Genomic DNA, 26,051 nt, shown 5'->3' on the forward strand with positions numbered 1-26,051 from the left:
TCATCATGACTGCATCCTCATCCATTTCGCGTACCTTGTTTGCCGAAGACGCCTTACTGCCCACGGGATGGGCGCGCAACGTCCTGCTGAGCTGGGATGAGAGCGGGCGTCTGGCCGAGGTGCTCACCGATGTGGATCCGCAAAGCGGCGAGGCCGGCGAGGTCGATACCGCCATCCGTGCAGCCGGCCCGCTGATCCCCGGCATGCCAAATCTGCACTCGCATGCCTTCCAGCGCGCATTCGGCGGGCTGACCGAGTTCCGCGGCCAGGCGCAGGACAGCTTCTGGAGCTGGCGCAAGCTGATGTACGGCTTTGCCAATCGCATGACGCCCGAGGCCCTGGAGGCGATCGCGACCTGGCTGTACCTGGAAATGCTGGAGGCCGGCTACACCTCGGTGTGCGAGTTCCACTATGTGCACCATGATGTGGGCGGCAAGCCCTATGCCAACGATGCCAGCCTGTCTCTGGCGCTGCTGCGTGCGGCGCAGAAGACGGGCATAGGCATGACCTTGCTGCCCGTGCTCTATCAGACCAGCGGCTTCGGGGGCCTGCCGCCTCGCGAGGATCAGGCCCGCTTCATTCGCAGCACTGACAATATGCTCGGCCTGCTGCAGCAGCTGGAGCCCGTGACCAGGGCGCAGCAGGCAGCCCTGGGCCTTGCTCCGCACTCGCTGCGGGCCGTGCCCCCGGACAGCCTCAAGACTGCGCTCGCTGGCCTGCACGCCATGCTGCCCAAGGCACCGGTGCACATCCATATTGCAGAGCAGACCCAGGAGGTGGATGACTGCCTGGCCTGGAGTGGTCAGCGCCCCGTGCAATGGCTGCTCGACCATGCTCCCGTCGATGCGCGCTGGTGCCTGGTTCATGCCACGCATATGACGCCCGAGGAATATGCAGGCGCGGCTCGCAGCGCTGCCGTGGCCGGCATCTGTCCCACCACCGAAGCCAACCTCGGCGACGGCATTTTCGACATGCCGCTGTGGCTCAGGCATGGCGGTCGCTGGGGCATTGGCTCGGACAGCCACGCTACGGTCAATGCGGCCGAAGAGCTGCTGATGCTCGAATACAGCCAGCGCCTGAACCTGCGCCAGCGCAATGTGCTTGGCGGCGGCGCTCAGCCCCAGGTGGCGACCTCCATGACCCTGCAGGCGGTGGCCGGCGGTGCCCAGGCCTCGGGCCGTGCCATTGCCGGTCTGGCCGTGGGCCAGCAGGCGGATTTCGTGGTGCTCGATGCCCGCCATGTGGCCCTCAACGGGCTGCCTGCGGACAGCGGCCATGCGGCCCATGTGTTTGCCAGCCATCGCACTTCGGCCATTGCCGAAGTCTGGGTTCGCGGCCAGCAGCGTGTGCAGGCAGGCCGCCATGCGCTGCACGAAGTCGCTCAGCAAGGCTTTGTGCAGACCCGCAAGGCATTGCTGCAGAACGCCTGAGGGCGGCTGCATCCAGATTTTTGACAGAAGAGAGACGCTCCATGAGCCAAGCCATCGCCCCCTTTGTCTTTCACCAGGGTACGGCACCGCTGCTGATTTCCATGCCGCATACCGGCACCCATGTGCCGGCCGACATTGCGGCCAGGCTCACGCCCGAAGGGCGCGAAGTCCACGACACCGACTGGCACATGCCGCGGCTCTACGACTTCGCCAAGGAACTGGGCGCATCCATTCTGGCCGCCACGCATTCGCGCTATGTCATCGATCTGAACCGTCCGCCCGATGGCGCCAGCCTCTATCCGGGCCAGAGCGTGACCGGGCTGTGCCCGGTTGACGGCTTCGACAGCGAGCCCCTGTATGCGAGCAAGGCGTTCGAGCCCGACGAGGCGGAAGTCGCGCGCCGCCGCGAACTCTACTGGCAGCCCTATCATGCGCAGCTGCGCGCCGAGCTCGACCGCATCAAGAGCCAGCATGGCGTGGCCATGCTGTGGGATGCGCACAGCATCCGCTCGGTGCTGCCGCGCTTTTTCGAGGGCAAGCTGCCCGACCTGAACCTGGGCACCGCCGACGGCAAGAGCTGCGCGCCAGCGCTGGCCCAGCAGTTGCTGGATATTGCACGGCAGGCACCGGACCACACCAGCGTGCTCAATGGCCGCTTCAAGGGCGGCTTCATCACACGCAACTATGGTCAGCCGGAGCAGGGCTTCCACGCCGTTCAGCTGGAGATGACGCAGTCCAGCTATATGCAGGAGCAGATGCCGTTCGACTATCTGCCCGAGGTTGCGGCCCGCATCCAGCCCACCATGCAGCGCCTGCTGCAGGCCGTGCTGGCCTTCGCCCAGGCCAGCGGCCGCTGAGCCGAGGCTAGTGGCCTTCGGCCTGCAGCTCGTCGCCTAGCCAGCGGCGCGGCCCAGGGCCGCAGCGCTGGCACTGGTCGCCGGGGTTGTACATGCTGCAGACCTTGAGCGACAGACAGCCGCAGCCTATGCACTGGTTGAGGCTGTCGCGCAGGCGCTGCAGCTCGTCGATGCGCTCGTCCAGCCGCTGTTGCCAGATGCGCGACATCTTCTGCCAGTCGCCGCCCGTGGGCACATGCCGCGTCGGCAGCCGCGCCAGCTGCGCGGCAATCTCCTCCAGCGTGAAACCCACGCGCTGCGCAAACACGATGTAGGCGATGCGCCGCAGGCCCGAGCGGTGGTAGCGCCGCCTTCCGCTGCTGCTTCGCACCGATTCGATCAGACCCAGCGACTCGTAGTAGCGCAACGCCGATGCGTTGACGCCGCTGCGCTGCGCGAAGTCGCTGATGCTCATCAGCGGATCATCCTCAATTTTCATGATGTCTTTCCCTGGGACTTGACTTAAAGTTCACTTGAACTTGAAGAATGCCGCCATTGTGATCGAGAGCCGGTGGAGCCGCAATCAACGGCCCAAGTGCTGGCCGGAGTTCTTCTGATATCCGTAGCTGTATTCGCTTGATGAAAAACGACTTCAGATGGTTTTGTGCCTGAAGTCATTTGGTGAATTGCGGCAGCAGCTATCTTTATTGAATCTCTCTCAGCCACCTGCCAATGCTTGTCACAAGCCTGGCTGCTCCTGCGTCTTGTAGGCAGAGGTGGCCGTTCCGTCAGGCCTGCTGCCGCCAGCAGGGCGGGCGCATTCATTCTGGGAGAGTCCATATGTCAGTCCATTCCACGCCGCCGCTGCGGCCCTTGCTGCTGGCCGGCGGCCTCGCGGCGCTGGTCCTGCTTTCGGGCTGCGACCGTCCCGGCGCGGGCGATGCCCATGCCGGCAACGGCCCGCCGCCCGCGCCCGAGGTGCAGGTAGTCGAGGTTGCCTTGCAGGCCATACGCCCCTGGGACGAGTTCAATGGCCGCATCGAGGCCGTGGAGTCGGTGCAGCTGCGCTCGCGCGTGTCGGGCTATATCGAGCGCATCGCCTTCGTCGAAGGCCAGGAGGTGAAGAAGGGCCAGCTGCTGTTCGTGATCGACCAGCGGCCCTATCGTGCGGCCCTGGCCAGCGCCCAGGCCCAGCTCGAACGCGCGCGTGCCGCTGCCGGGCTGGCGCAGACGCAGGACCAGCGCGCGCGCCAGCTGGTGGCCGAGAATGCAGTCTCGCGCGAGGAGGCCGACACGCGGGCCGCAACGCTGGCCCAGGCCACGGCCCAGGTGCGTGCGGCCGAGGCCGAGCTGGCCACCGCACGGCTGCAGCTCGACTTCACCGAGGTGCGCGCGCCCATCACGGGCCGTGCCAGCCGCGCCCTGCTCACCGTGGGCAATATGGCCCAGGCCGACCAGAGCGTGCTGACCACCCTGGTCTCGCAGGACCCGGTGTATGCGTATTTCGATGCCGACGAGCACAGCTTTCTGCGCTACCAGAAGGCAGGTCTGGCCGGCCTGACCGGCCAGGGCCGCGCGGTGCGTGTCGCCCTGGTCGGCGACAGCGGTTTTCCCCATGCGGGCACGCTGGACTTCAGCGACAACCAGCTCCAGCCGGGCACGGGCACCATGCGGTTGCGCGCGCGCCTGGCCAACCCCGACCGGATGCTGACGCCAGGCCTGTTCGCGCGCGTGCAGATGCAAAGCGGCCCGGACCGGCAGGAGGCCGAGTCCCAGGCGCTGCTGATCGACGACAAGGCCGTGCTCACCGACCAGGACCGCAAGTACGTCTATGTGGTGGGCGAAGGCAATCTGGCCGAGCGTCGCGACCTCACGCTGGGTCGCATGGTCGATGGCCGGCGACTGGTGGAAAAGGGCCTGGCTGCGGGTGACCGGCTGGTGGTGGGCGGAGTGCAGCGCATCTACTACCCCGGCATGCCCGTCAATCCCAGGCCGGTGGCGGCAGCGGCCGCACAGCCCGCGCCAGCCGCTGCGCAGTAAGGAGGGCGTGCCATGGACTTCTCCAAATTCTTCATAGACCGGCCCATCTTCGCGGTCGTGCTCTCCATCATCATGTTCGCCGTCGGCCTGGTGGCCATTCCGCAGCTGCCGGTGGGTGAATATCCCGAGGTCGTGCCGCCCAGCGTGGTGGTGCGCGCCACCTATCCGGGAGCCAATCCCAAGGAGGTCGCCGAGTCGGTGGCCGTGCCGCTGGAGGAAGCCATCAACGGGGTCGAAGGCCTGATGTACATGAAGTCGGTTGCGGCTTCGGACGGCAGCCTGCAGGTGGTCGCCACCTTCCGCCCCGAGATCGACCCCGACACCGCCGCGGTGCGCGTGCAGAACCGCGTCAGCCAGGCCCAGAGCCGGCTGCCCGAGGAGGTGCGGCAGTTCGGTGTGACCACGCAGAAGCAGGCGTCCACGCCGCTGATGTACGTGGGCCTGGTGTCCCGGGACGGCGCGCATGATGCGCTGTATCTGCGCAACCATGTCACGCTCAAGATCAAGGATGTGCTGGCGCGCATTCCCGGCGTGGGCGACGTGGGCATCTACGGCGCCGGCGACTATGCGATGCGTGTCTGGCTGGACCCGCAAAAGGTGGCGGCACGCCAGCTCACGGCCGGCGAGGTGATTGCCGCCATCCGCGAGCAGAACATCCAGGTTTCGGCCGGCCAGCTGGGCGCCGAGCCCAGTGCGCAGAAGTCCGACAAGCTGCTGTCCATCAATGTGCGCGGGCGGCTGAAGACGGCCGAGGAGTTCGGGGACATCGTGCTCAAGAGCGGCGAAGGCGGTCAGGTCGTGCGTCTGGCCGACGTGGCGCGCATCGAGCTGGGCGCCAGCGACTACACGCTGCGCTCGTGGAGCGACACCAAGAACATGGCTGCCGTGGGCATCTTCCTGTCGCCGGGCGCGAATGCGCTGGGCGTGGCCGAGCAGGTCTACGCGGCCATGGACAGGCTTTCCAAGGACCTGCCCGAAGGCGTGGCCTTCGAATCCGTCTGGGACCCCACGGTCTTTGTGCGCGATTCGATCAAGGCCGTGCAGAGCACGCTGATCGAGGCCGTGATCCTGGTGGTGCTGGTGGTCATCGTCTTTCTGCAGACCTGGCGCGCCTCCATCATTCCGCTGCTGGCCGTGCCCGTGTCCATCATCGGCACTTTCGCTGGTCTGTACCTGCTGGGCTATTCCATCAACACGCTGACGCTGTTCGGCCTGGTGCTGGCGATCGGCATCGTGGTGGACGATGCCATCGTCGTGGTCGAGAACGTGGAGCGCTACATCGAGCAGGGCCACAGCCCGCAGGAGGCGGCCCACCTGGCGATGAAGGAGGTCTCCGGGCCCATCATCGCCATCGCCCTGGTGCTGTGCGCGGTCTTTGTTCCCATGGCCTTTCTCAGCGGCGTCACGGGCCAGTTCTACCAGCAATTCGCCGTGACGATCGCCATCTCCACGGTGATCTCGGCCATCAACTCGCTGACCCTGTCGCCGGCGCTGGCGGCCAAGCTGCTGCAGCCGCACGGCGCACCGCGCGACGCGCTGGCGCGCGTCATCGACAAGGGCCTGGGCTGGCTCTTCCGGCCCTTCAACCGCTTCTTTGATCGCAGTGCTCACGGCTACCAGAACTCGGTGGGTCGCTCGCTGCGCCGGCGCGGCCTGGTGTTCGCGGTCTATGCGGCACTGCTGGCCGGCACCGCCGTGCTGTTCCATGTCGTGCCCGGCGGCTTCATCCCCATGCAGGACAAGCTCTACCTGTTTGCCGGCGCCAAGCTGCCCGAAGGTGCGTCGCTGAACCGAACCGATGCGGTCACGCGCCAGATGGTGGAGGCGGCCAAGAGCGTGGATGGCGTGGACATGGTCGCGGCCTTCGCGGGCTTCAATGCGCTGCAGTCCACGACCACGCCCAATCTGACCAGCTCCTACATCATGCTCAAGCCCTTTGGCGAGCGCACGCGCAGCGCCGAGGCCATCAATGCCGAGCTGGGTGCCAAGTTCGCGCAGATCGAGGGCGGCTTCGCCTATGCGCTGATGCCGCCGCCCATCCAGGGCCTGGGCAACGGATCGGGTTATTCGCTGTTCCTGCAGGACCGCGCAGGCCTGGGCTATGCTGCGCTGCAGCAGTCGCTTGCGGCCTTCCAGGCCGAGATCGCCAAAACGCCGGGCATGACCTACCCGGTCAGCAGCTACCAGTCCAACATCCCGCAGCTGGAAGTGAAGGTGGATCGCATCAAGGCCAAGGCCCAGGGCGTGGCGCTGACCGATCTGTTCCAGACCCTGCAGGCCTATCTGGGCTCGGTCTACGTCAACGACTTCAACGCCTTCGGCCGCGTCTGGCGCGTGATGCTGCAGGCCGATGCCGACTACCGCCAGGCCGTGGAGGACATCGCACAGCTGCGCACGCGCAACGCGCGCGGCGAGATGGTACCCATAGGCTCCATGGTCACCGTGGTGCCCAGCTACGGACCCGATCCGGTGCTGCGCTACAACGGCTTTCCGGCTGCCGACCTGATCGGCGACTCCGATCCGCGCCTGCTGTCGTCGGCCGAGGTGCTGACCAAGCTGCAGGAGATCGCGCAGCGCACGCTGCCGCGCGGCATCGAGCTGGCCTGGACGGATCTGAGCTACCAGCAGGTCGAGCAGAGCCATGCTGCGGCCGTGGTCTTCGTCATCGCCGTGATGCTGGTCTTCCTGGTGCTGGCCGCGCTCTACGAAAGCTGGACTCTGCCGCTGGCCGTGATCCTGATCGTGCCCGTGTGTATCTGCGCGGCGCTGTTCGGCGTATGGCTGGCCGGGGGGGACAACAATGTCTTCGTGCAGGTCGGCCTGGTCGTGCTCATGGGTCTGGCCTGCAAGAACGCGATTCTGATCGTGGAGTTTGCACGCGAGCTGGAGATGCGCGGCTCGCCAACAGTCGATGCCGCGCTGCAGGCCTGCCGCCTGCGGCTGCGTCCCATCGTCATGACCTCCATCGCCTTCATCGCGGGCGCCGTGCCCTTGCTGATCGGTAGCGGCGCGGGCAGCGAGGTACGCGCGGCCACGGGCGTGACGGTGTTCTCGGGCATGCTGGGCGTGACCCTGTTCGGCCTCTTCCTCACGCCAGTGTTCTACGTCACGCTGCGCCGTCTGTCGGGCCGTTCGCTGGCGACCCGCACGCCTGCTCATCTAGCTTCACATGTTTCACCCACATCCCTGGAGGGCAGTCATGTCTGAGATCCGCAAACCCTTGCGCCGGCATGCTCTGGCATATGCCGTGACAGGCCTTGCGACCCTGCTGGCAGGCTGCGCCGTCGGCCCCGATTTCCGTGCACCCGAGTTGCCCGCAGCCGGCGCGCAGTTCGCGCGGGCCGAGCCGTCTGCAGTCCTGCAGCTGGCATCCCCCGAGGCCGGTTCCGATGCCGCGTTCTGGCGCCAGTTCCAGGATGAGCAACTGACGCAGCTGGTCGAGCAGGCCCTGCGGGCCAACCAGGAGCTGCGCGGTGCACTGGCGAGGCTGGATGCGGCCCAGGCCCTGCTGCGCGAAAGCCGTCTTGATCAGCTCCCTACGCTCACCCTGTCGGGCCAGGCGCTGCAGCAAAGACGCAGCGAAAACCAGGCACCAAGCGGGCCGCGCAGCCAGCGCAGCTACAGCGCCGGCATCAACGCGAGCTGGGAGCTGGACCTGTTCGGTCGCGTGCGTCGCAGCATCGAGGCCGGCAGCGCCGACCTGCGTGCCAGTGCCGCCGATCTGGCTGCGCTGCAGGTCGCCATTGCGGCCCAGGTCGTGGCCGGCTACGCAGATCTGCGCGGCTGGCAGAAGCGCCTGCATCTGGCCGAGGCCAATGCCGCCAATCAGCAGGACACGTTGCGCCTGGTGCAGCTGCGGCTGGCGCATGGCAGCGGCACCGACTTCGACCTGGCGCGCGCCCAGGCGCAGCTGGAGACCACGCGATCGCGCATTCCGGCGCTGCAGGCCCGGATCGCCGTGGCCCAGCACCGGCTGGCCGTGCTCACCGGCCAGGTGCCCGAGGCTCTGATCGCGGCGCTGGACGCGCCGGCCGCCTTGCCGCAGTTGCCAGAGAGCATCGCTCCCGGCACGCCCGCCGAGCTGTTGCGCCGTCGCCCCGATGTGGCCGCCGCCGAGGCGCGTCTGCATGCCGCCACGGCGCGGGTGGGCGTGGCCACGGCCGAGCTGTTTCCGCGCCTGTCGCTGGGCGGTCTGCTGGGCAGCTCCGCTCTCAGTACGGGCGCGCTGTTCGAGGCCGGCAGCGCGAACCGCAGCGTGTTTCTGGGTGTGGACTGGTCTTTCCTCGACGTGGGCCGCGTGCGCGCACGCATCGCTGCCAGCGAGGCCGGTGCCCAGGTCGCCCTGGCCCAGTACCAGCAAAGCGTGCTACTGGCACTGGAGGACACCGAGAACGCCCTGGTGGGCCTGGCGCGCACCCGCACCGAGGATGCCCATCTGGCCCAGGCCGCCGAGCAGCGTGCCCGGGCCGAGCAGCTCGCGCAGCGCCGCTACCGCCTGGGCAGCGTGGGCCTGTACGAGGTGCTGGACGCGCAGCGCGACCTCTACGCGGCCCAGGACGCGGCGGCCGACAGCCGCGTGCGTGGCCTGCGTGCCGCCGTGGCGCTGTATCAGGCGTTGGCTGGCGGCTGGGAGGGGCAGCCGCCGACCGGGCCTATGATAGCGTTGCAATGACGCTTTCGCTGTTTCCTGACGACCCCCTGCCCGCCGAGATCATTGATGACGGAGCCGTGCTGCTGCGGGGGTTTGCGACAGCCGAGGAGCAGCGCTGGGTGGCCGAGGTGAGGGCCTTGCAGACACGGGCAGCGTTTCGCACCATGCAGGTGCCCGGTGGCAAGTTCATGTCGGTGGCGATCACCAACGCCGGCGGCTGGGGTTGGGTTTCGGATCTGCAGGGCTATCGCTACAGCGCTGTCGATCCGCAGACCGGCAGGCCCTGGCCTGCCATCCCGGCTTTTCTGGGCGAGCAGGCCGCCAGGGCTGCGGCGCTGGCCGGCTATCCGGGTTTTGCGCCCGACGCCTGCCTGATCAACCGCTATCAGCCGGGTGCGCGCATGGGCTTGCACCGCGACCAGGACGAGCACGACTTTGCTGCGCCCATAGTCTCGGTCTCGCTGGGCCTGGCTTGCAGCTTTCTCTGGGGCGGACCGACGCGCCAGAATCCCACCCGGCGCCTTGCACTCACCCATGGCGATGTGCTGGTCTGGGGCGGGCCTTCGCGCTTAGTGTTCCATGGTGTTGCCCCGCTCAAGCCGGGCCCGCACCCGCTGCTTGGCAACGAGCGCTGGAATCTGACGTTCCGCATGGCCAAGGCTCGCTACCCGGCAGGCCAGCCATCGGAATAGGCGCTGGCTACAGGGCAATGCCCGGCTGCCCGGCAAAGCCTGCCAGCTTTCCTACAATGGCGGTCTATGAGCCAGTCGCACCCCACCCCCGCCTACACCCGAGCCCAGGAGCTGCCCGCAACGCTTGCCAAGCGCCTCGTCATTCTTGACGGAGCCATGGGCACCATGATTCAGCGTTTCAAGCTGGGCGAGGCGCAGTATCGCGGCGAGGGCTATGCCGGTGCCGATGCTGCAGGCGAGCGCTTCAAGGACTTCGCCCATGACGTCAAGGGCAACAACGAGCTGCTGTCGCTGACCCGTCCCGATGTGATTCGCGACATCCATGAGAAATACCTGGCAGCCGGCGCCGATCTGATCGAGACCAATACCTTTGGCGCGACCACGATTGCGCAGGAGGACTATCACATGGCCGACCTGGCCTATGAGATGAACCTCAGGAGCGCCCAGCTGGCGCGCGCGGCCTGCGACAAGTACAGCACGCCTGATCACAAGCGCTATGTGGCCGGCGCATTGGGCCCCACGCCCAAGACCGCCTCCATCAGCCCCGATGTGAACGACCCTGCTGCGCGCAACATCACCTTCGAGCAGCTGCGCCAGGCCTATCTGGAGCAGACGCTGGCGCTGATTGAAGGCGGTGCCGACGTGATCCTGGTCGAGACCATCTTCGACACCCTCAACGCCAAGGCCGCGCTGTTTGCCGTGGACGAAGCCTTCGAGCAGACCGGCGAGCGCCTGCCCATCATGATCAGCGGTACGGTGACCGATGCCTCGGGTCGCATTCTGAGCGGACAGACCGTGACGGCCTTCTGGCACAGCGTGCGCCATAGCAACCCGCTGTCCGTGGGCCTGAACTGCGCGCTGGGCGCCACGCTGATGCGTCCCTATGTGCAGGAGCTGGCCAAGGCGGCTCCCGACACCTTCATCAGCTGCTACCCCAATGCCGGCCTGCCCAACCCCATGAGCGATACCGGCTTTGACGAAACGCCCGAGATCACCAGCCGCCTGGTGCACGAATTCGCGGCCGAAGGTCTGGTCAATATCGTGGGTGGCTGCTGCGGCACCACCCCCGACCATATCGGCGCCATTGCCAAGGCCGTGCAGGCCACGGCCACGCGCAAGCTGTTCTACCCGGCCGAAGCCTGATTCCGCCCGCAATGGTTCGCCCCTGACCCGCGCTTCGGATCGCAGGCGTGAACCATGCGGCGCCGGCACGATCCGGGCAGCCCTGGTGCTTGAGCTACAAGCACCGGCAGCTCTTTTTCCGATGCTTATCTGCAGGGGCGGGCACAATGGCCTGATTCCGGCTTTGCTGCCCCGCCACCGACGACCGCATGACTGCACCACTGCAACCCGTTGCCTCCTTACTGCCCGTGTCCGTGCCCACGGGTCAGGCGGCTGCGCAGGCCGGCAATGTGGCTGCAGCCGCTGTCCCGGATCTTCCCGCAGCGCAGCAGCTGCCCGCCGCTCAGGCGACGCCCCCGGCGACCAGCATCGTGCAGTGGTCGCCGCAAACCTTGCAGAACCTCAAGCTCCAGGCCTTTGAGCATCTGATTGCGCAACTGGCCCTGCAGGTGCAGGCCCAGCCCGGTGCGCCTGCGGCGAGCTGGCCCAGTCAGGGCCTGCCAGCGGCCGTGCAGCAGTTTGTGCAAAGCCTGCTCGCGCAGGTTCAGGTCAGCCTGCAGGGACAGGCCCAGCCCTTGCAACTGCTGGCCGGCCAGCAGGGATCGGTTGCGCTGATGCAGGCCTTGGCGCAGGCTGCGGTGTCTGGCGCGCAGCCGCCCAGTTCCGCTTTGCAGACGGCGACGACCCTGTCTCCGACGGCGGCCGTGGCGCTGGAGCAGGCGCAGCAGGGCATGGCGGCGGCAACTGCCGGCGGTGCTGCCGCACCGCGTCTGCCCCAGCTGCAGAACTGGCTGGTGCAGCAAGGCACGCTGGTCACGCCGCAAGGCGAGCGCAGCTTTTCCCTGACATTGCAGGTACCCGCCGCATGGGCGCAGGCCGTGGGTGCGGCAAGCATCCCGACAACCCTGGGGCCGGGGACGGCCCTGCGCCTGCCCATGGCGGATCCGGGTGACTTGAGCAGCGGTCCTCTGGCTCTGGTGGTGCAGCCGCAGTCGCCCGCGGCAACCAGCACGCTTGCCACCAGCGCATTGCTGTGGCTGGAGATGCAGCCCGTCACGGCGAGCGCTGCTCAGGCGACGCCGGCACAGATGGCTTCTCTGCCTCTGGCCATGCCCACGCCGGCGCTGGCGCAGGAGGTGCAGCAGCTGCTGCAGAACAAGTCCGATCCCTGGCTGATGATGGCGGCGGCCCAGGCTGCCAATGCCTTGCCCGTGCCGCGCCGCAACAGCGAGCACCGTTCGCATTTGTGCATGACCGAAGGCTGTCAGTACCAGGGCCTGGCACCCTGTGCCCAGCCGTTTTGCAGCGAGATGAATCGCATCTGGGCCGCTTCCGGCGTGGCGCGCAGCGGCTGAACCAAGCTGACGACGGACTGGACTCTGCGCAGGCCAGACTTTCATAATGCGTCCCGTTGCCTGCTTTTTGAGCAGGCTTCTCGGGCCGGAATCGGCAGCCCCGCTGCCAGCCATGTTCCGGCTGTCTTCAGTGCATCAGGCAGGGCCTGACTGCCTGTCATCGCCTCATCTCACAGGTCTTCGACCTTCTCTGTCTTCTGCTGTGCCATGGGCTGGCTGCGGGGCAGTGACTTCACAATTCAAGGAGAACCACCGGCATGCGCTTGCGTACTGGCATTGCTTGTTCCACATGTTTCACCCTTTTGTCTGCCGTGCTGCCTGCGGCAGCCCAGTCGTCCAGCGTCAGCATTGGCGGTCTGATCGACGGCGGCATCTATCGCGGCTTTGACGGCACGGCCCAGGCCGGCACGATTCAGCGCAGCAATCTGGCCATTGCAGGCTGGGAGGACCTGGGAGGCGGCCTCAAGGCCACCTTCCGCCTGAGCGCGCGCTTCGATATCGATACCGGGCGTCTGGAGGATCAGGGCAGCAAGCCGTTCTGGCACGACGAGTCCACGGTGGGTCTGCAGGGCGGATTCGGCCACCTGCGCCTGGGCCGCGCCCTGTCGGCCATGTGGTCGCAGGACTGGAAGTTCGACCCCTGGGCCAATTTCAACCGCATTTCCTCTCCGGCCTGGTATCAGTGGCACTACCTCACGCCTACCGACCGCTACAGCAACAACGGCGCAGCCGAATATGGGCGCATGGCCAATGGCATCTTCTACGATTCGCCCACGATGGCCGGCTTTACCCTGCATCTGAGCGCCTCGCCGGAGCGCACCGAAGTGCCGCTGACCTTGCGCCGCGAAGGGCGCGGCTATTCGGCCTCTCTCAATTACGACTCGGACAGCCTGAGCGGCATGCTGGCCTTCGAGCGCAACGGCAGCGGTGACAAGGACACCTTCGTGGCTGGCAAATACCGCTTTGGCGCAGCCGCCGTGATGGCCGCCTGGGACTACTCGCGCGTGGCCCAGACGGCGCTTTCGGCCAAGGCCGTGACGCTGGGTGCCACCTATCAGATGGGACAGACCACCCTGAAGGCCGGCTACGGGCGCCAGCGCATGCAGGAGCAGACCAATCATTTCTACTCCCTGGGGGCCGACTATGCGCTGTCCAAGCGCACCACGCTCTATGCCAGTCTGGGCCGCAAGAGCTACGAGTACGGTGCAGATTCGGGTACTTCATTCGGCGTGGGCATGGCTCACGCCTTCTAAGCCCAGCCCTCCCGCCCTACAGCCGCAGCCCTGCTGCGGCTTTTTTTGCGCTCGGTGCGAATGTCCAACAAGAGTTGAGGGAATTAAATCGGCCAGTTTGGGGTGTTTGTCCGCCTTTGCACGGACGGCACAGCACCGTTTCTGGCTCTGATTCAGGCCTTGTCCGGGTAAAAAGCGCCAAAAACCATGTTTTTTGCCGATATCTACGCTCTTCCTCGTTGAAATCCACGGTCTGAATCTGTTGCATTGCACTCAATTGAATGCACAAGAGCTCAATTTGGCAGAAGTTATGGCTGGCTGTTTCTAATGGGTGCTGAAAATCTGTCAAATGCATTGAAATAACGCTCAAAAATAGCGCTTCTTGCTGCAACTCTTTGGAGGGCAACTATTTGCATGTGGGCTCTGTAAATCCTTGATTTTTTTGCCCAAAATGCGCGGCATTCCCCCGATTGAGGAGAGACCGCGATGTCCTATTCCGTGCCCGAGCAAGACAACCCAGTGCGCGCCGCCGACGCACAGCAAGCCGCTGCCTGCGGCAGCCAGACCATGCACTGGCATACGCCGGCCAAGCCCGCCGCGGCCACCGAAGCGCAGCGCTGGCCTGTGGAGGCAGTGCAGTCCTTGCTGGACCTGCCTTTTCTTGACTTGTTGCACCGTGCCCAGAGCGTGCATCGCGAGAACTGGCCGGCGGGCGAGATCGAGCTGGCGACCCTGCTGTCCGTCAAGACCGGCGGCTGCCCCGAGAACTGCGGCTACTGCCCGCAGTCGGCCGAGTTCGATACGGGAGTGAAGGCCGAGAAGCTGATGAGCGTGGAGGAAGTCACCCGCGCCGCCAAGGCAGCACAGGATGCCGGAGCCACCCGCTTTTGCATGGGCGCCGCCTGGCGCGCGCCCAAGGACCGTGACATCGAGAAGATGAACGAGCTGATCGGCGCCGTGAAGGGCCTGGGCATGCAGACCTGCGCCACGTTGGGCATGTTGCAGCCGCATCAGGCGGCATCGCTGCGCGAGGCCGGCCTGGACTACTACAACCACAACCTCGACACCGCGCCCGAGTACTACAAGGATGTGGTCAGCACGCGCCAGTACCAGGACCGGCTGGACACGCTGGCGGCGGTGCGCGATGCGGGCATCAGCGTGTGCTGCGGCGGCATCATCGGCATGGGCGAGACCGAGGTCCACCGTGCCGGCCTGATTGCCCAGCTCGCGAACATGCAGCCCTATCCCGAGTCCGTGCCCATCAACAGCCTGGTGCCCGTGCCCGGCACGCCGCTGGCCGACAGCGAGCCGGTGGATCCGCTGGACTTCGTACGTGTGATCGCCGTGGCGCGCATCACCATGCCCAAGGCCCGCGTGCGCCTGTCGGCGGGCCGCCAGCAATTGGGCGAGGCCGTGCAGACCCTGTGCTTCATGGCTGGTGCCAATTCCATCTTCTACGGCGACAAGCTGCTGGTGACCGGCAATCCCGATGTGGAGGCCGATACCAGCTTGATGCGCAAGCTGGGCCTCAAGGGCCTGGGGACATCGGCCGCGAGCTGATCCCTGAATCGCCCCCGGCCGTCGCGCCGGGGCTTCTCTTTCCGGATGGCTTGGCCTGGCATCTTGCACAGGCCAGGCCCCGCCGTGCCTGCGATCTGGCAAGGCCGGTGATTCGCCTCAGGAGTTTTTGATGGACCACAGTCTTGCCAGCCGCAGCGTGCGCCATGTCTGGCATCCCTGCACCCAGATGAAGCGGCACGAAGCCGCGCCGCCGATTGCCATCGACCACGCCACCGGGCCCTGGCTGGTGGATACCGATGGCCGCCGCTATCTGGACGGCATCAGTTCCTGGTGGGTCAATCTGTTCGGTCACTCGCATCCGCATATCCAGGCGGCGCTGACCGAGCAGATGCGCAAGCTCGATCATGTGATGCTGGCCGGCTTCACCCATGCACCCGTGGTCGAGTTGTCCGAGCGCCTGGCCGCTCTGACTGGCCTGGGCCATGCTTTCTACGGCAGCGACGGCGCTTCGGCCACCGAGATCGCACTGAAGATGAGCGCCCACTACTGGCGCAACCAGGGGCATCCTGCCAAGCACCGCTTCGTGGGCCTGGCCGGCGGCTACCACGGCGAGACCGTAGGCGCGCTGTCGGTCACCGATATTGCGCTGTTTCGCGATGCCTACGGCCCTCTGGTGCGTCTGTCTGCCACCGTGCCCAGCCCCGATGCACGCCAGGCCGGGCCTGGCGAAACCGCTGCCGATGTGGCACGCCGCGCAGCAGAGGGTCTGGAAGCCTGGCTGCAAGCGCATCACCAGGAGACTGCTGCCCTGATTCTGGAGCCGCTGGTGCAGTGCGCCGCCGGCATGGCCATGCACGATGCCGAATACCTGCGTCTGGCCAGGGCGCTGTGCGACCGCTATTCAGTGCATCTGGTGGTGGACGAGATCGCCGTGGGCTTTGGCCGTACCGGAAGCCTGTTTGCCCACCAGCAGGCCGGCATCAGGCCGGACTTCATCTGCCTGTCCAAAGGTTTGACCGGCGGCACGCTGCCCTTGTCTGCCGTGCTGACCACCGATGAGGTCTATGCGGCCTTCTATGACGACGATGCCGCGCGCGGCTTTCTGCATTCGCATTCCTATACCGGCAACCCCCTGGCCTGCCGGGCTGCCGTGGCGACGCTGGAGCTGTTCGAGCAGCTGGACCAGCTGGCTGCCAATCGGCAGCTGGCCCGGAAAATCAGTGCTGCATTGGCCGGGCTGAATGTTCACCCCCGCGTCAGCAATGCATGCCAGCAGGGAATGATCTGGGCCTGGGACATCGATACCGCGTTGCCGGACTTTGCACAGCGCTACCACGAGGCAGCGCTGGATCTCGGTCTGCTGCTGCGCCCCATAGGGCGCACGCTGTACTGCATGCCGCCCTATGTGCTGGACGATACCGATATCGCCCACCTGGGTCAGGCCGCGCTGGCCGCGCTGAACACCACCTTGCAGCAGGAAGCGGAGCTTGCCGCGAAGAAGGGAAACGCATGATCGGCTGTTTCGTCACGGGCACCGATACCGGTGTGGGCAAGACCCTGGCCAGCTGTGCATTGCTGCACGCACTGGCAGGCCACCATTCGCGCGTGGTGGGCATGAAGGCCGTGGCCGCAGGCGCCGAGCCAGACGGGCGGGGCGGCTGGGTCAACGAAGACACGGTGGCCTTGCGCGCGGTCTCCACGCTGGCCGTGCCGGCAGCGCTGGACAATCCCGTGCTGCTGCCAGACCCCATGTCGCCGCATATCGCGGCCCGGCGCGCGGGCGTGGAGGTGACGCTGGCCCCGATTCTGGACGCCTACCGGCAACTGGCGGCGCAGGCCGATGCCGTGGTGGTCGAGGGCGCAGGTGGCTGGCGTGTGCCGCTGTCGGACTCTCTTTGCATTGCCGATCTGGCTGTGGCGCTGCAGTTGCCCGTGGTGCTGGTGGTGGGGCTCAAGCTCGGTTGCCTGAACCATGCGGTGCTGACCGCCGAGGCGATTTGCGCAGCCGGCTTGCCGCTGGCGGGCTGGGTGGCCAGCCGTGTGGAGCCGCAGATGCTGGTGCCCGAGGAAAACATGGACTGGCTGCGCCACCAGCTGGGACGGCTCGGCGCGCCGCTGCTGGCCGATATTCCCTGGCAGGCCACTCCCGATCCTCGCCTGACCAGTTTCTCTTTGCCCAAGGAATGGCAATGACTACATCTTCCAATTTCTGGCTGCAGGATATTCCACGGCAGCTGGCAGCACTCGACGCCGCCGCGCTGCGCCGCACCCGTCGTACCGTGGCGCCCTTGCAAGGTGCGCGCATTCTGGTCGACGGGCAGCCCATGCTGCAGTTCTGCAGCAACGACTATCTGGGGCTGGCCCAGCACCCGGCCATGATTGAGGCGGCCTGCGCCGGTGCGCAGGACTTTGGCGTGGGCTCGGGCGGTTCTCCCATGGTCAACGGCCATAGCACGGCCAACGCTGCGCTGGAGGAGGAACTGGCCCGCTTTGTGCAACTGCCCCGTGCGCTTTACTTCTATGCCGGGTTTGCCACCAACACCAGCATCATCCCGGCGCTGGTGGGCGCGGACGATGCCATTTTCTCGGACGCTCTGAACCACGCCAGCCTGATCGACGGCTGCCGTCTGTCGCGTGCCCAGATCCACCGTTTCGGGCATGGCGATCTGGCCGAATTGGAGCAGATGCTGGCTGCTTGCCCGGTGCAGCGCAAGCTGGTGGTGAGCGATGCCGTTTTCAGCATGGACGGCAATGTGGCAGATATAGAGGGCCTGCTGGCCCTGTGCGAGCGCTACGATGCCCTGCTGCTGCTCGACGATGCCCACGGCTTCGGCGTGCTCGGCCCGCAAGGCCGCGGCAGCCTGGCGGCCGCAGGACTGACGGGGGACAAGGCTTCGCCACGCGTGCTGTACATGGCCACGCTGAGCAAGGCGGCCGGCGTCTCGGGCGCCTTTGTGGCAGGACATGAACTGCTGATCGAGTGGCTGCTGCAGAAAACGCGCAGCTACACCTTTGCGACCGCCGCCCCTGCGATGCTGGCGCGTGCATTGCAAACCAGTCTGCAGCTGATAGAGCAGCAAGGCGCTCTGCGCCTGCAGTTGCAGGCCCGTATCGCCCAGTTGCGCGCGGGTCTGCAGCCCTTGCTGAATGGCAAGGGATGGAGGCTTTTGCCATCGGAAACGGCCGTGCAGGCACTGGTGGTGGGTGGGAATGACGCTGCGCTTAGCCTTATGGAGGGGTTGCGCCGCCATGGCCTGTGGGTGCCGGCGATTCGTCCTCCCACCGTGCCCGTGGGCACGGCTCGGTTGCGTATCGCACTGTCGGCGCTGCACACCGAGGCGGATGTGAGTCAGTTGCTGGCAGCGCTGCAGGAGCTGGCAGGCTGAGGCCTGGCCGCTCGCTGCTCGCTGCTCGCTGCTCGCTGTCAGCGGCGTAGCGCCTGCAGTACCTGTGCCAGCTTCCTCGCGGCGACCTCCAGCTCATGCGGTGTGTGAGCAGCAAATCCCATGAGGAAACCCGCCTTGTGCCGGCTCGATGCATGCAGCTGCGTCAACCCGAGCAGGTCGATGCCAGCTCTGCGAGCGCAATCCACTGCGGCAAGCTCGGAAATGTCGCGAATCAAGGTACACGGCATCTGCATGCCGCCCGCAGGCACCCGGGGCTCCAGAAAATCCCCCAGATGCTCGCGCACCAGCCGCGCCAGTACATCACGCCGCTCGGCATAGACGGCGCGCATGGTACGCACATGCGCTCCCAGGTGCCCGCCTTCGATGAACCGCGCCAGCGTCAATTGCGCAATCGGTGCGCTGTGTCCATCGAGCAAGGTCCGCGCCACCGTCATGGGGGCGACCAGCGAAGCCGGCAACACCATATAGCCTATGCGTAGCCCAGGGAACATCGACTTGGTGAAGGTGCCGACATAGATCGTGCGCTCGTGCTGATCCAGCCCCTGTACGCAGGCCGTGGGCTTGCCGGCGTAGTGGAATTCGCTGTCGTAGTCATCTTCGATGATCCAGGCCTGCTCCTGCTGCGCCCAGGCTATGGCGGCCAACCGGCGATCCAGAGCCAGCGTGGTGCCCGTCGGGAATTGATGGGATGGCGTCAGGAACACCGCCTTGGCGCATGGCATGGTCTGCAATAGATCCACCCGCATGCCGTCGCCGTCCAGCGGCACGGGCACACATTCCAGTCCCGCTGCATCGAAGGCCTTGCGTGCGCCGTGATACACCGGGTCTTCGATAAAGATGCGATCACCGGCGTCGAGCAGTACATTGGCGCACAGGGTCAGAGCCTGTTGCGAGCTGGTCAGCACCAGCACGCGTTCGGGCGTGGCGCGCGCGCCGCGCTCCAGGTTCACATAGGCGGCAATGGCCTGGCGCAAAGCCTCGGTGCCCTGTGGCGGACTGTGCAGCAGAGCCTGGGTGCCGTGTTCCTTGAGCACCTGCCGCTGCAGGCGCTCCCAGGTCTGGAGCGGGAAGTTGCGTATCTCAGGCACACCGGGCGCAAAAGCGCGTGGCGCGAGGAAATCACGCAGGCCACCGCCCGCAAACATGGCTGCGCCGCGTTGGCTCAAACGCAGGGCGGGAACGCGCGCCAAAGGACTTTGCATCAGGCCGCGCCCCGGAAGGCGCTTTACCTGCCCGGACACAAAGCTGCCGCTGCCCGTGCGTCGTTCGATAAATCCTTCGGCATGTAACTGGCCATATGCGGCCTCCACCGTATCGCGCGAGACACCCAACGATTGGGCCAGGGCTCGCGATGCCGGCAGGCGCCGGCCCACGTCCAGCGCGCCATCGAGGATCAGGTGCCGTATGGCCCGCTGGATGCGGGCATGCAGGGGCAAGGCGCCATGAGCGGGGTCGCCGATCCAGGCTTTGACGGATTCGAGTTGGGCGTGTTTGAACAAATGGTCTGTATTCCTGCAAAAAAGTGGCTGGGAGTATCAGGCCATTTTGATTCTATAAATCTGCTACCCCATGGGGTCAATCACTTTTCCGGGAGCCCTTGCAAGACCATGCCAACCACCCACTCACCTTCGCCTCTTCGCTGGAACGATCTCGCACATCCCGTCGTGGCAGGCCTGATCTCGGTCATCGTCAACTACGGCGGCACCTTCATCCTTGTGTTCCAGGCGGCCAAGGTGGCGGGCCTCGGCCCGGAGCTGACGGCCTCCTGGGTATGGTCGATCTCGATTGGCGTAGGGGTGACAGGGCTGCTGCTCAGTTGGGTGACGCGCGAGCCCATCATCACGGCCTGGTCCACACCTGCTGCGGCATTCCTCGTGACTGCCCTTGCGAGCACGCCCTATGCCGAAGCAGTGGGGGCCTACCTGATCTCCGCGCTGGCTTTCGTGGTGCTGGGGCTGTCGGGATATTTCGAGCGCGTCATCCGGCTTATTCCTGCCGGCATTGCGGCCGCACTGCTCGCGGGCATCCTGCTGCAATTCGGTATCAAGGCATTTGGTGGCATGAGCGTCGATCCCATGCTGGCAGGCCTGCTGATCGCAACCTATGTGGTACTGAAGCGGATTTCGGCACGCTATGCCGTCGTCGGCATTCTGGTGCTGGGGCTGGTCTTTTTGCTGTCGCAGAATCGGGTCGATCTGTCCGGGCTGGAGTTGCAGCTTGCTGCTCCAGTGTTCACCAGGCCGGAGTTCTCGCTCAATGCCTTGCTCAGCGTCGCGCTGCCGCTGTTTCTCATCACGTTGACCGGCCAGTACATGCCCGGCATGCTGGTGCTGCGCAACGATGGCTTCAAGACCAGCGCCAATCCCATCGTCACGATCACGGGTCTGGGCTCGCTGCTGATGGCTCCGTTTGGTTCGCATGCGTTCAACATCGCCGCGATCACGGCTGCAATCGCCACGGGCCGGGAGGCGCATGAAGATCCCTCCAGGCGCTGGATTGCCGGCGTTGCTGCAGGCATGTGCTACATCCTGGTCGGTGTGTTCGGGGTCACGCTGGCGGCGGTCTTCATGGCTTTTCCTGCCACCTTCATCACCACGCTGGCAGGCCTGGCCCTGCTGGGCACCATTGGCGCCAGCCTGGCCACGGCCCTGTCGGATGCCAAGGTGCGCGAGGCCGCGCTGATCACCTTCCTGGCTGCTGCCGCCAACATCACGCTGCTGGGCATTGGCGGCGCCTTCTGGGGGCTGGTCATAGGGCTGCTCGCCTATGCGGTCCTCAACGGCCGGATGCCGTGGAGCGCACAGCCGGGCGCTATGGCTGCCATGGAAAAAGGATGAGGTGATGCCCATGACTTCAGAAACCCCGACCCGTCACGATCAGCATGGCCTGTACCCCGAGGCCGGCACGGTAGAGGACTTTCGCCGCAACCTCGCCACCGTGCAGGATCGCATTGCAGCTGCCTGCCAGCGCGTGGGGCGTGATCCAGCCAGCGTGCGCCTGCTGCCCGTCAGCAAGACCAAGCCTCAAGCCAGCCTGCGTCTGGCCTATGCGGCGGGCTGCCGCCTGCTGGGCGAGAACAAGGTACAGGAAGCGCTTGGAAAATGGGAGTCCATGCAGGACCTGGCCGATCTGCGCTGGTCGGTCATCGGCCACCTGCAGACCAACAAGGCCAGGCTGGTGGCGCGCTTCGCCAGCGAGTTCCAGGCGCTGGACAGCCTGCGCGTGGCCGAGGCGCTGGACAGGCGCCTGCAGGCTGAAGGGCGGTCGCTGGACGTGTTCGTTCAGGTCAATACCTCGGGCGAGGCCAGCAAATATGGCTTGAATCCCGAGAACGTGCCAGGTTTCATTCGGCAGCTACCCGTGTTTTCCGCGTTGCGCGTGCGTGGTCTGATGACACTGGCCCTGTTTTCCGCCGAGACCGAGCGGGTGCGCCGGTGCTTCATCCTCCTGCGCGAGCTGCGCGATCAGTTGCGGCAAGGCGCACCCGAGGGCGTGGAGCTGGATGCTCTGTCGATGGGGATGTCCGGCGATTTCGAGATTGCCATCGAGGAGGGCGCTACCGTGGTGCGCGTGGGGCAGGCCATCTTCGGCGCGCGTCCGTTGCCCGATAGCTATTACTGGCCAACGCGCTCTGATCCGGAGACGCCGGAATCCGCTACCGATTGACATGGCATCGGCGCAATCGCAGGTGGCCTGTGCCCGCGCGGTGCGTTGCGACCGCAGCAGGCTGGCCAATCTGCCGCCAGGTCCTGCAGGTGCTGCGCCATGCCCGGCAAGCGCAATGCGCGATGCGCGATGCGCGATTTTTGCCGCTGAAACCGGGCATTGGCCCGCTGCAGAGTTCTCCCGAACTGGTTGATTCCCGCCAGCTTTCCTTCACATCCCACCGGAGCATTGCATGTTGCAAACCGACTCTCACCTGATGCGGGCATACGCCCGCCAGCCTGTTTCTTTTGTGCGCGGACGCGGTGCACTCCTCTGGGATGAGCAAGGGGTGGAATACCTGGACGCCATCGCCGGAGTGGCCGTCACCAGCCTGGGCCATGCCCATCCCGAGATTGCCGCCGTCATGGCTGAGCAAGCCGCGACGCTGCTGCACACTTCCAACGTGTTCCGTATCGACTGGCAAGAGCAGCTTGGCGAGCGCTTATGCGCGCTCGCCGGCATGGAAAAGGTGTTCTTCTGCAATTCGGGTGCCGAGGCCAATGAGACGGCTCTCAAGCTCGCCCGATTGCACGGGCATCGCAAGCAGGTGGCCGAGCCGCAAATTCTCGTGATGGAGAACGCTTTTCATGGCCGCACGCTGGCGACGCTCGCCGCCACGGGCAACGCGGCCAAGCAGCGGGGCTTCGAGCCGCAGATGCCCGGTTTTGTGCGCGTGCCCTATGACGACATCGATGCGGTGCGCCGAGCGGCTCAGGAAGTACCAGGTATCGTCGCCGTGCTGGTCGAGCCCGTACAGGGCGAAGGCGGCATCCGTGTCGCCAGTACCGGCTACCTGCGCGCTCTGCGCGAGCTCTGCGACAGCCAGGGCTGGCTGCTGATGCTCGACGAGATACAGACCGGCCTGGGCCGCACGGGGGCCTGGTTCGCGCACCGGCACGCCGGTATCGAGCCCGATGTGATGACTCTCGCCAAAGCGCTGGGCAATGGCGTTCCCATTGGGGCCTGTCTGGCGCGTGGCACCGCCGCGAACCTGTTCTGTCCCGGCCAGCATGGCTCCACCTTCGGTGGCAATCCGCTGGCATGCCGCGTGGCCTGCGCCGTGCTCGACATCATGGAGCGAGACGGCATTGCGCAGCGGGCAGCCCTGCTGGGCGAGCGCCTGCTGGCCGGGCTGCGGCTGGCTCTGGGAGGACACCCGGGCGTGCAGGCCATCCGAGGCCTGGGGCTGATGGCAGGGATCGAGTTGAACCGGAACTGCCAGGAGCTGGTCGGCCGCGCGCTGTCCGAACAGCGATTGCTGATTACCGTGACCCGTGAGCGCACGATCCGGCTGTTGCCGCCGCTGATCTGCGACGAGGCACAGATTGACGACATCGTTGCCAGAGTCACCAGCCTGTGCCAGGACTGTGCACCAAGTCGCGACGCTGTTTAGCTGCCGGGGCGTGAGCGCTGTGGCCGAAGTCGTCGCAGCTTCGACAAGGTCGCTCTTGGCGTCGCATTCCGGACTCTGATGCGCTGTCCTTGCCGCGGCTTTTTGACGGGAGCAGGCCGGTCTATCTGCCCGCACCCTCCACCTGCTTGGGCACGCGGGGAGCCACGGCACACATCAGCTCGTAGCCCAGCGTGCCGGCAGCAGCGGCTACCTCGTCGATGGGCAGCACGGCGCCATTGCTGGCGCGACCCCAGAGCGTGACCTCGCTGCCCAGCCTGGCCTTGGGAACGGGGCTCAGGTCCACGGCCATCATGTCCATGCTGACGCGGCCCAGCGTGCGGGTGCGCACACCGTCCACCAGCACGGGCGTTCCCGTGGGGCAGACACGCGGATAGCCGTCCGCATAGCCGCAGGCCACCACGCCCAGGCGCAGCGGTCCGTCGCACTGAAAACGCGAGCCGTAGCCCACGGTGTCGCCGGCACGCAGATCCTGCGTTCCGATGATTTTTGACGACAGCGTCATGGTCGGCTCAAGACCCCAGTGAGCCGCATCATGGGTGGGGAAGTCTGGCGAGCTGCCGTAGAGCACGATGCCGGGGCGAACCCAGTCGCAGCGCACATTGTTTTCGTCACCATGCAGCAAGGTGGCAGCGCTGTTGCTGATGCTGCGCTCGCCGGGCAGGTCCAGCGTGGTTTCGTGAAAGACCCTGAGCTGGTGGTCCATGCCATGCTCCACATCGGCATCGCTGAAGTGGGTCATGAACGAGATCTCGTCGACCTGGGGCAGGGCATTCAGCCGCGCATAAGCCGCACGAAAACGCTCGGGTGTAAAGCCCAGTCGGTTCATGCCGCTGTTCATCTTGAGGAAGACTCGGTGGCCGACCTGGGTCTTGTGGGCGGCCAGCCAGTCGATCTGCTCGTCGCAGTGCACGGCATGCCAGATGCCCAGACGCGAGCAGATTTCCAGGTCGCGCAACTCGAACACGCCTTCGAGCAGCAGGATGGGGCCGCGCCAGCCCAGATTGCGCACGCGCTGGGCTTCATCCAGGTCCAGCATGGCAAAACCGTCCGTCGCTCGCAACCCTTCAAACACGTTCTCGATACCGTGGCCATAAGCGTTGGCTTTGATCACGGACCACAATTTGGCATCAGGGACGGCTTGCCGTACCCGCTCCAGATTGTGGCGAACGGCTTCAGGATGGATGGTGGCAGTAATGGGACGAGGCATGGTTTTTCTCAATCAGACCAGTGGGATTCTGGCACTGTCAGCCGGAGCCTGCGTGATATAACCCCCAGTCACTTGCCACGGGGTCTATTATTTCCTTGGCATCGGTCCGTCCGGTGCCAGTTACAGCTAATTCATGAAGCGCGGTTTCTACACCATCATGTCAGCGCAGTTTTTCAGCTCGCTGGCAGACAACGCCTTGTTTGTGACCGCTGTAGAGCTGTTGCGTGCCAATGGTGCCCCCGAGTGGCAACGTGCTGCCCTGGTGCCCATGTTCGCCCTGTTCTATGTGGTCCTGGCCCCCTTTGTCGGAGCCTTTGCGGACGCATTGCCCAAGGGCAAGGTCATGTTCATCAGCAACGCCATCAAGGTGGTGGGCTGCCTGATGATGCTTTTCGGCCATCACCCCCTGATTGCCTACGCCGTGATAGGGCTGGGCGCGGCCGCCTATTCGCCGGCCAAGTATGGCATCCTGACCGAGCTGCTGCCTGCCTCCCAACTGGTCAAGGCCAACGGCTGGATCGAGGGGCTGACCATCACCTCCATCATTCTGGGGGTGTTGGTGGGTGGCCAGCTGGTGGGGCCGACCATTTCCCAGCATCTGCTGGGCTTTGACTTCCCGTACGTCAACACCGGCGTGGATACTCCGGCCGAGGCGGCGATTGCCGTGCTGATCCTGATCTACATCGTGGCGGCCTGGTTCAATCTGCATATTCCGCTGACGGGCGTGGCCATGCGCCCGCTGCGTGAAGACCCGAGCAAGAGTCTGATTGCCAATCTGCTGGGCCTGCTGCCCGATTTCTGGCGCTGCAGCAAGCGCCTGTGGGCCGACAAGCTGGGCCAGATCTCGCTGTCAACCACCACGCTGTTCTGGGGGGCGTCGGGCAACTTGCGCTATATCGTGCTGGCCTGGGGGGCAGCGGCCCTGGGTTACAGCACCACCCAGGCATCGGCGCTGGTGGGCGTGGTGGCCATCGGCACGGCTGTCGGCGCGGTGCTGGCATCCATGCGCATGCGCCTGGACAACGCCACGCGTGTGATTCCCCTGGGCGTGCTCATGGGCCTGCTCGTGGTCTGCATGATCTTCATCGACAGTCTCTGGGTGGCCGTGCCCTTTCTGATCCTTCTGGGCGGTCTCGGCGGCTTCTTGGTCGTGCCCATGAATGCGCTGCTGCAGCACCGTGGCCACAATCTCATGGGGGCGGGCCGCTCGATTGCGGTGCAGAACTTCAACGAGCAGCTGGCCATCCTGGCCATGGGCGGCTTCTACAGCCTGTCCACCAAGATGGGATTGACTGCCTTCGGTGCGATCACGGTATTCGGTCTGCTGGTTGCCGCTAGCATGGTACTGATCGGCCTCTGGCACTGGAATAATTGCAAACGACACCCGCAAGAGGTCGAGAAGCTGCTGGAAATCGCCCGTCGCGACTGCCATTGAAGCC

21 protein-coding genes are annotated in these 26,051 nt (G+C 65.6%); 17 read left to right on the forward strand and 4 right to left on the reverse strand.

Translation table 11 applies throughout. The annotated features are described in order from the left end of the window. Positions 1–5: 5 nt before the first annotated feature. Together NOX35_RS00880 and hutG are read left to right on the forward strand one after the other, a co-directional pair. Positions 6–1,430: a formimidoylglutamate deiminase gene (locus NOX35_RS00880; RefSeq protein ID WP_256495408.1), complete on the forward strand. Its 1,425-nt coding sequence runs from the start codon at positions 6–8 to the stop codon at positions 1,428–1,430. Positions 1,431–1,471: 41 nt separating this feature from the next. Beyond that, positions 1,472–2,287: an N-formylglutamate deformylase gene (hutG, locus tag NOX35_RS00885; RefSeq protein ID WP_256495409.1), complete on the forward strand. Its 816-nt coding sequence runs from the start codon at positions 1,472–1,474 to the stop codon at positions 2,285–2,287. Positions 2,288–2,294: 7 nt separating this feature from the next. Here the strand turns inward: hutG and soxR are convergent, their stop codons facing one another. Further along, the gene (soxR, locus tag NOX35_RS00890) at positions 2,295–2,765 is read right to left on the reverse strand and encodes a redox-sensitive transcriptional activator SoxR (protein WP_256495410.1); all 471 of its coding nucleotides are present in this window, start codon (positions 2,763–2,765) and stop codon (positions 2,295–2,297) included. 341 nt (positions 2,766–3,106) lie between these two features. Here soxR and NOX35_RS00895 point away from each other — a divergent pair, with 341 nt between their 5' ends. The 7 genes from NOX35_RS00895 to NOX35_RS00925 all read left to right on the forward strand — a co-directional run bounded on the left by NOX35_RS00895 (position 3,107) and on the right by NOX35_RS00925 (position 13,379). Next, on the forward strand, positions 3,107–4,306 hold the full coding sequence (locus NOX35_RS00895) for an efflux RND transporter periplasmic adaptor subunit (RefSeq protein ID WP_256495412.1): 1,200 nt from the start codon (positions 3,107–3,109) through the stop codon (positions 4,304–4,306). Between the two features lie 12 nt (positions 4,307–4,318). Then, positions 4,319–7,513, forward strand: coding sequence for an efflux RND transporter permease subunit (locus NOX35_RS00900; protein WP_256495414.1), 3,195 nt, complete (start codon positions 4,319–4,321; stop codon positions 7,511–7,513). Next, a complete protein-coding gene (locus NOX35_RS00905) occupies positions 7,506–8,978 on the forward strand; it encodes an efflux transporter outer membrane subunit (protein ID WP_256495415.1) in 1,473 nt (490 codons plus the stop codon). Before NOX35_RS00900 ends, NOX35_RS00905 begins: the two co-directional genes overlap by 8 nt. Continuing rightward, on the forward strand, positions 8,975–9,649 hold the full coding sequence (gene alkB / locus NOX35_RS00910; protein ID WP_182285273.1) for a DNA oxidative demethylase AlkB: 675 nt from the start codon (positions 8,975–8,977) through the stop codon (positions 9,647–9,649). Before NOX35_RS00905 ends, alkB begins: the two co-directional genes overlap by 4 nt. A gap of 66 nt (positions 9,650–9,715) precedes the next feature. Then, on the forward strand, positions 9,716–10,792 hold the full coding sequence (locus NOX35_RS00915) for a homocysteine S-methyltransferase family protein (RefSeq protein WP_256495416.1): 1,077 nt from the start codon (positions 9,716–9,718) through the stop codon (positions 10,790–10,792). Between the two features lie 188 nt (positions 10,793–10,980). After that, positions 10,981–12,126 carry a Fe-S oxidoreductase gene (locus NOX35_RS00920; RefSeq protein ID WP_256495417.1) on the forward strand — a complete coding sequence of 382 codons (1,146 nt, stop codon included), beginning with the start codon at positions 10,981–10,983 and terminating at the stop codon, positions 12,124–12,126. 257 nt (positions 12,127–12,383) lie between these two features. Further along, positions 12,384–13,379: a porin gene (locus NOX35_RS00925; RefSeq protein WP_182285276.1), complete on the forward strand. Its 996-nt coding sequence runs from the start codon at positions 12,384–12,386 to the stop codon at positions 13,377–13,379. A gap of 16 nt (positions 13,380–13,395) precedes the next feature. On the opposite strand, the gene NOX35_RS00930 is transcribed toward NOX35_RS00925, so the two are convergent. Next, the gene (locus NOX35_RS00930) at positions 13,396–13,764 is read right to left on the reverse strand and encodes a hypothetical protein (protein WP_256495418.1); all 369 of its coding nucleotides are present in this window, start codon (positions 13,762–13,764) and stop codon (positions 13,396–13,398) included. Positions 13,765–13,925: 161 nt separating this feature from the next. Between NOX35_RS00930 and bioB the strand changes: the two genes are divergently transcribed. From bioB to bioF, 4 genes are all read left to right on the forward strand, one after another. Further along, positions 13,926–14,918, forward strand: a complete 993-nt coding sequence (gene bioB, locus NOX35_RS00935; RefSeq protein ID WP_256496871.1) for a biotin synthase BioB — start codon at positions 13,926–13,928, stop codon at positions 14,916–14,918. 130 nt (positions 14,919–15,048) lie between these two features. After that, positions 15,049–16,392 (forward strand): adenosylmethionine--8-amino-7-oxononanoate transaminase, encoded by a 1,344-nt coding sequence (bioA, locus tag NOX35_RS00940; protein WP_256495419.1) that lies wholly within the window; start codon positions 15,049–15,051, stop codon positions 16,390–16,392. Beyond that, complete coding sequence (gene bioD, locus NOX35_RS00945; RefSeq protein WP_256495420.1) at positions 16,389–17,072, forward strand: dethiobiotin synthase; 684 nt, start codon at positions 16,389–16,391, stop codon at positions 17,070–17,072. Before bioA ends, bioD begins: the two co-directional genes overlap by 4 nt. Beyond that, a complete protein-coding gene (gene bioF, locus NOX35_RS00950; RefSeq protein WP_256495421.1) occupies positions 17,069–18,265 on the forward strand; it encodes an 8-amino-7-oxononanoate synthase in 1,197 nt (398 codons plus the stop codon). Before bioD ends, bioF begins: the two co-directional genes overlap by 4 nt. Before the next feature lie 38 nt (positions 18,266–18,303). Here bioF and NOX35_RS00955 read toward each other — a convergent pair whose 3' ends face one another. Next, positions 18,304–19,785 (reverse strand): PLP-dependent aminotransferase family protein, encoded by a 1,482-nt coding sequence (locus NOX35_RS00955; protein WP_182285280.1) that lies wholly within the window; start codon positions 19,783–19,785, stop codon positions 18,304–18,306. Between the two features lie 108 nt (positions 19,786–19,893). Between NOX35_RS00955 and NOX35_RS00960 the strand changes: the two genes are divergently transcribed. The 3 genes from NOX35_RS00960 to NOX35_RS00970 all read left to right on the forward strand — a co-directional run bounded on the left by NOX35_RS00960 (position 19,894) and on the right by NOX35_RS00970 (position 23,384). Then, complete coding sequence (locus NOX35_RS00960) at positions 19,894–21,123, forward strand: benzoate/H(+) symporter BenE family transporter (RefSeq protein ID WP_256495422.1); 1,230 nt, start codon at positions 19,894–19,896, stop codon at positions 21,121–21,123. Positions 21,124–21,127: 4 nt separating this feature from the next. Beyond that, positions 21,128–21,952, forward strand: a complete 825-nt coding sequence (locus tag NOX35_RS00965) for a YggS family pyridoxal phosphate-dependent enzyme (RefSeq protein WP_256495423.1) — start codon at positions 21,128–21,130, stop codon at positions 21,950–21,952. A gap of 232 nt (positions 21,953–22,184) precedes the next feature. Further along, positions 22,185–23,384 carry an aspartate aminotransferase family protein gene (locus NOX35_RS00970; RefSeq protein ID WP_256495424.1) on the forward strand — a complete coding sequence of 400 codons (1,200 nt, stop codon included), beginning with the start codon at positions 22,185–22,187 and terminating at the stop codon, positions 23,382–23,384. Positions 23,385–23,505: 121 nt separating this feature from the next. On the opposite strand, the gene alr is transcribed toward NOX35_RS00970, so the two are convergent. After that, a complete protein-coding gene (alr, locus tag NOX35_RS00975) occupies positions 23,506–24,612 on the reverse strand; it encodes an alanine racemase (RefSeq protein WP_256495426.1) in 1,107 nt (368 codons plus the stop codon). Between the two features lie 133 nt (positions 24,613–24,745). Between alr and lplT the strand changes: the two genes are divergently transcribed. Next, the gene (gene lplT, locus NOX35_RS00980) at positions 24,746–26,047 is read left to right on the forward strand and encodes a lysophospholipid transporter LplT (protein WP_182285285.1); all 1,302 of its coding nucleotides are present in this window, start codon (positions 24,746–24,748) and stop codon (positions 26,045–26,047) included. Positions 26,048–26,051: the final 4 nt, after the last annotated feature.

This window comes from Comamonas sp. C11, from assembly GCF_024496285.1.
Classification (GTDB): domain Bacteria; phylum Pseudomonadota; class Gammaproteobacteria; order Burkholderiales; family Burkholderiaceae_C; genus Comamonas; species Comamonas testosteroni_F.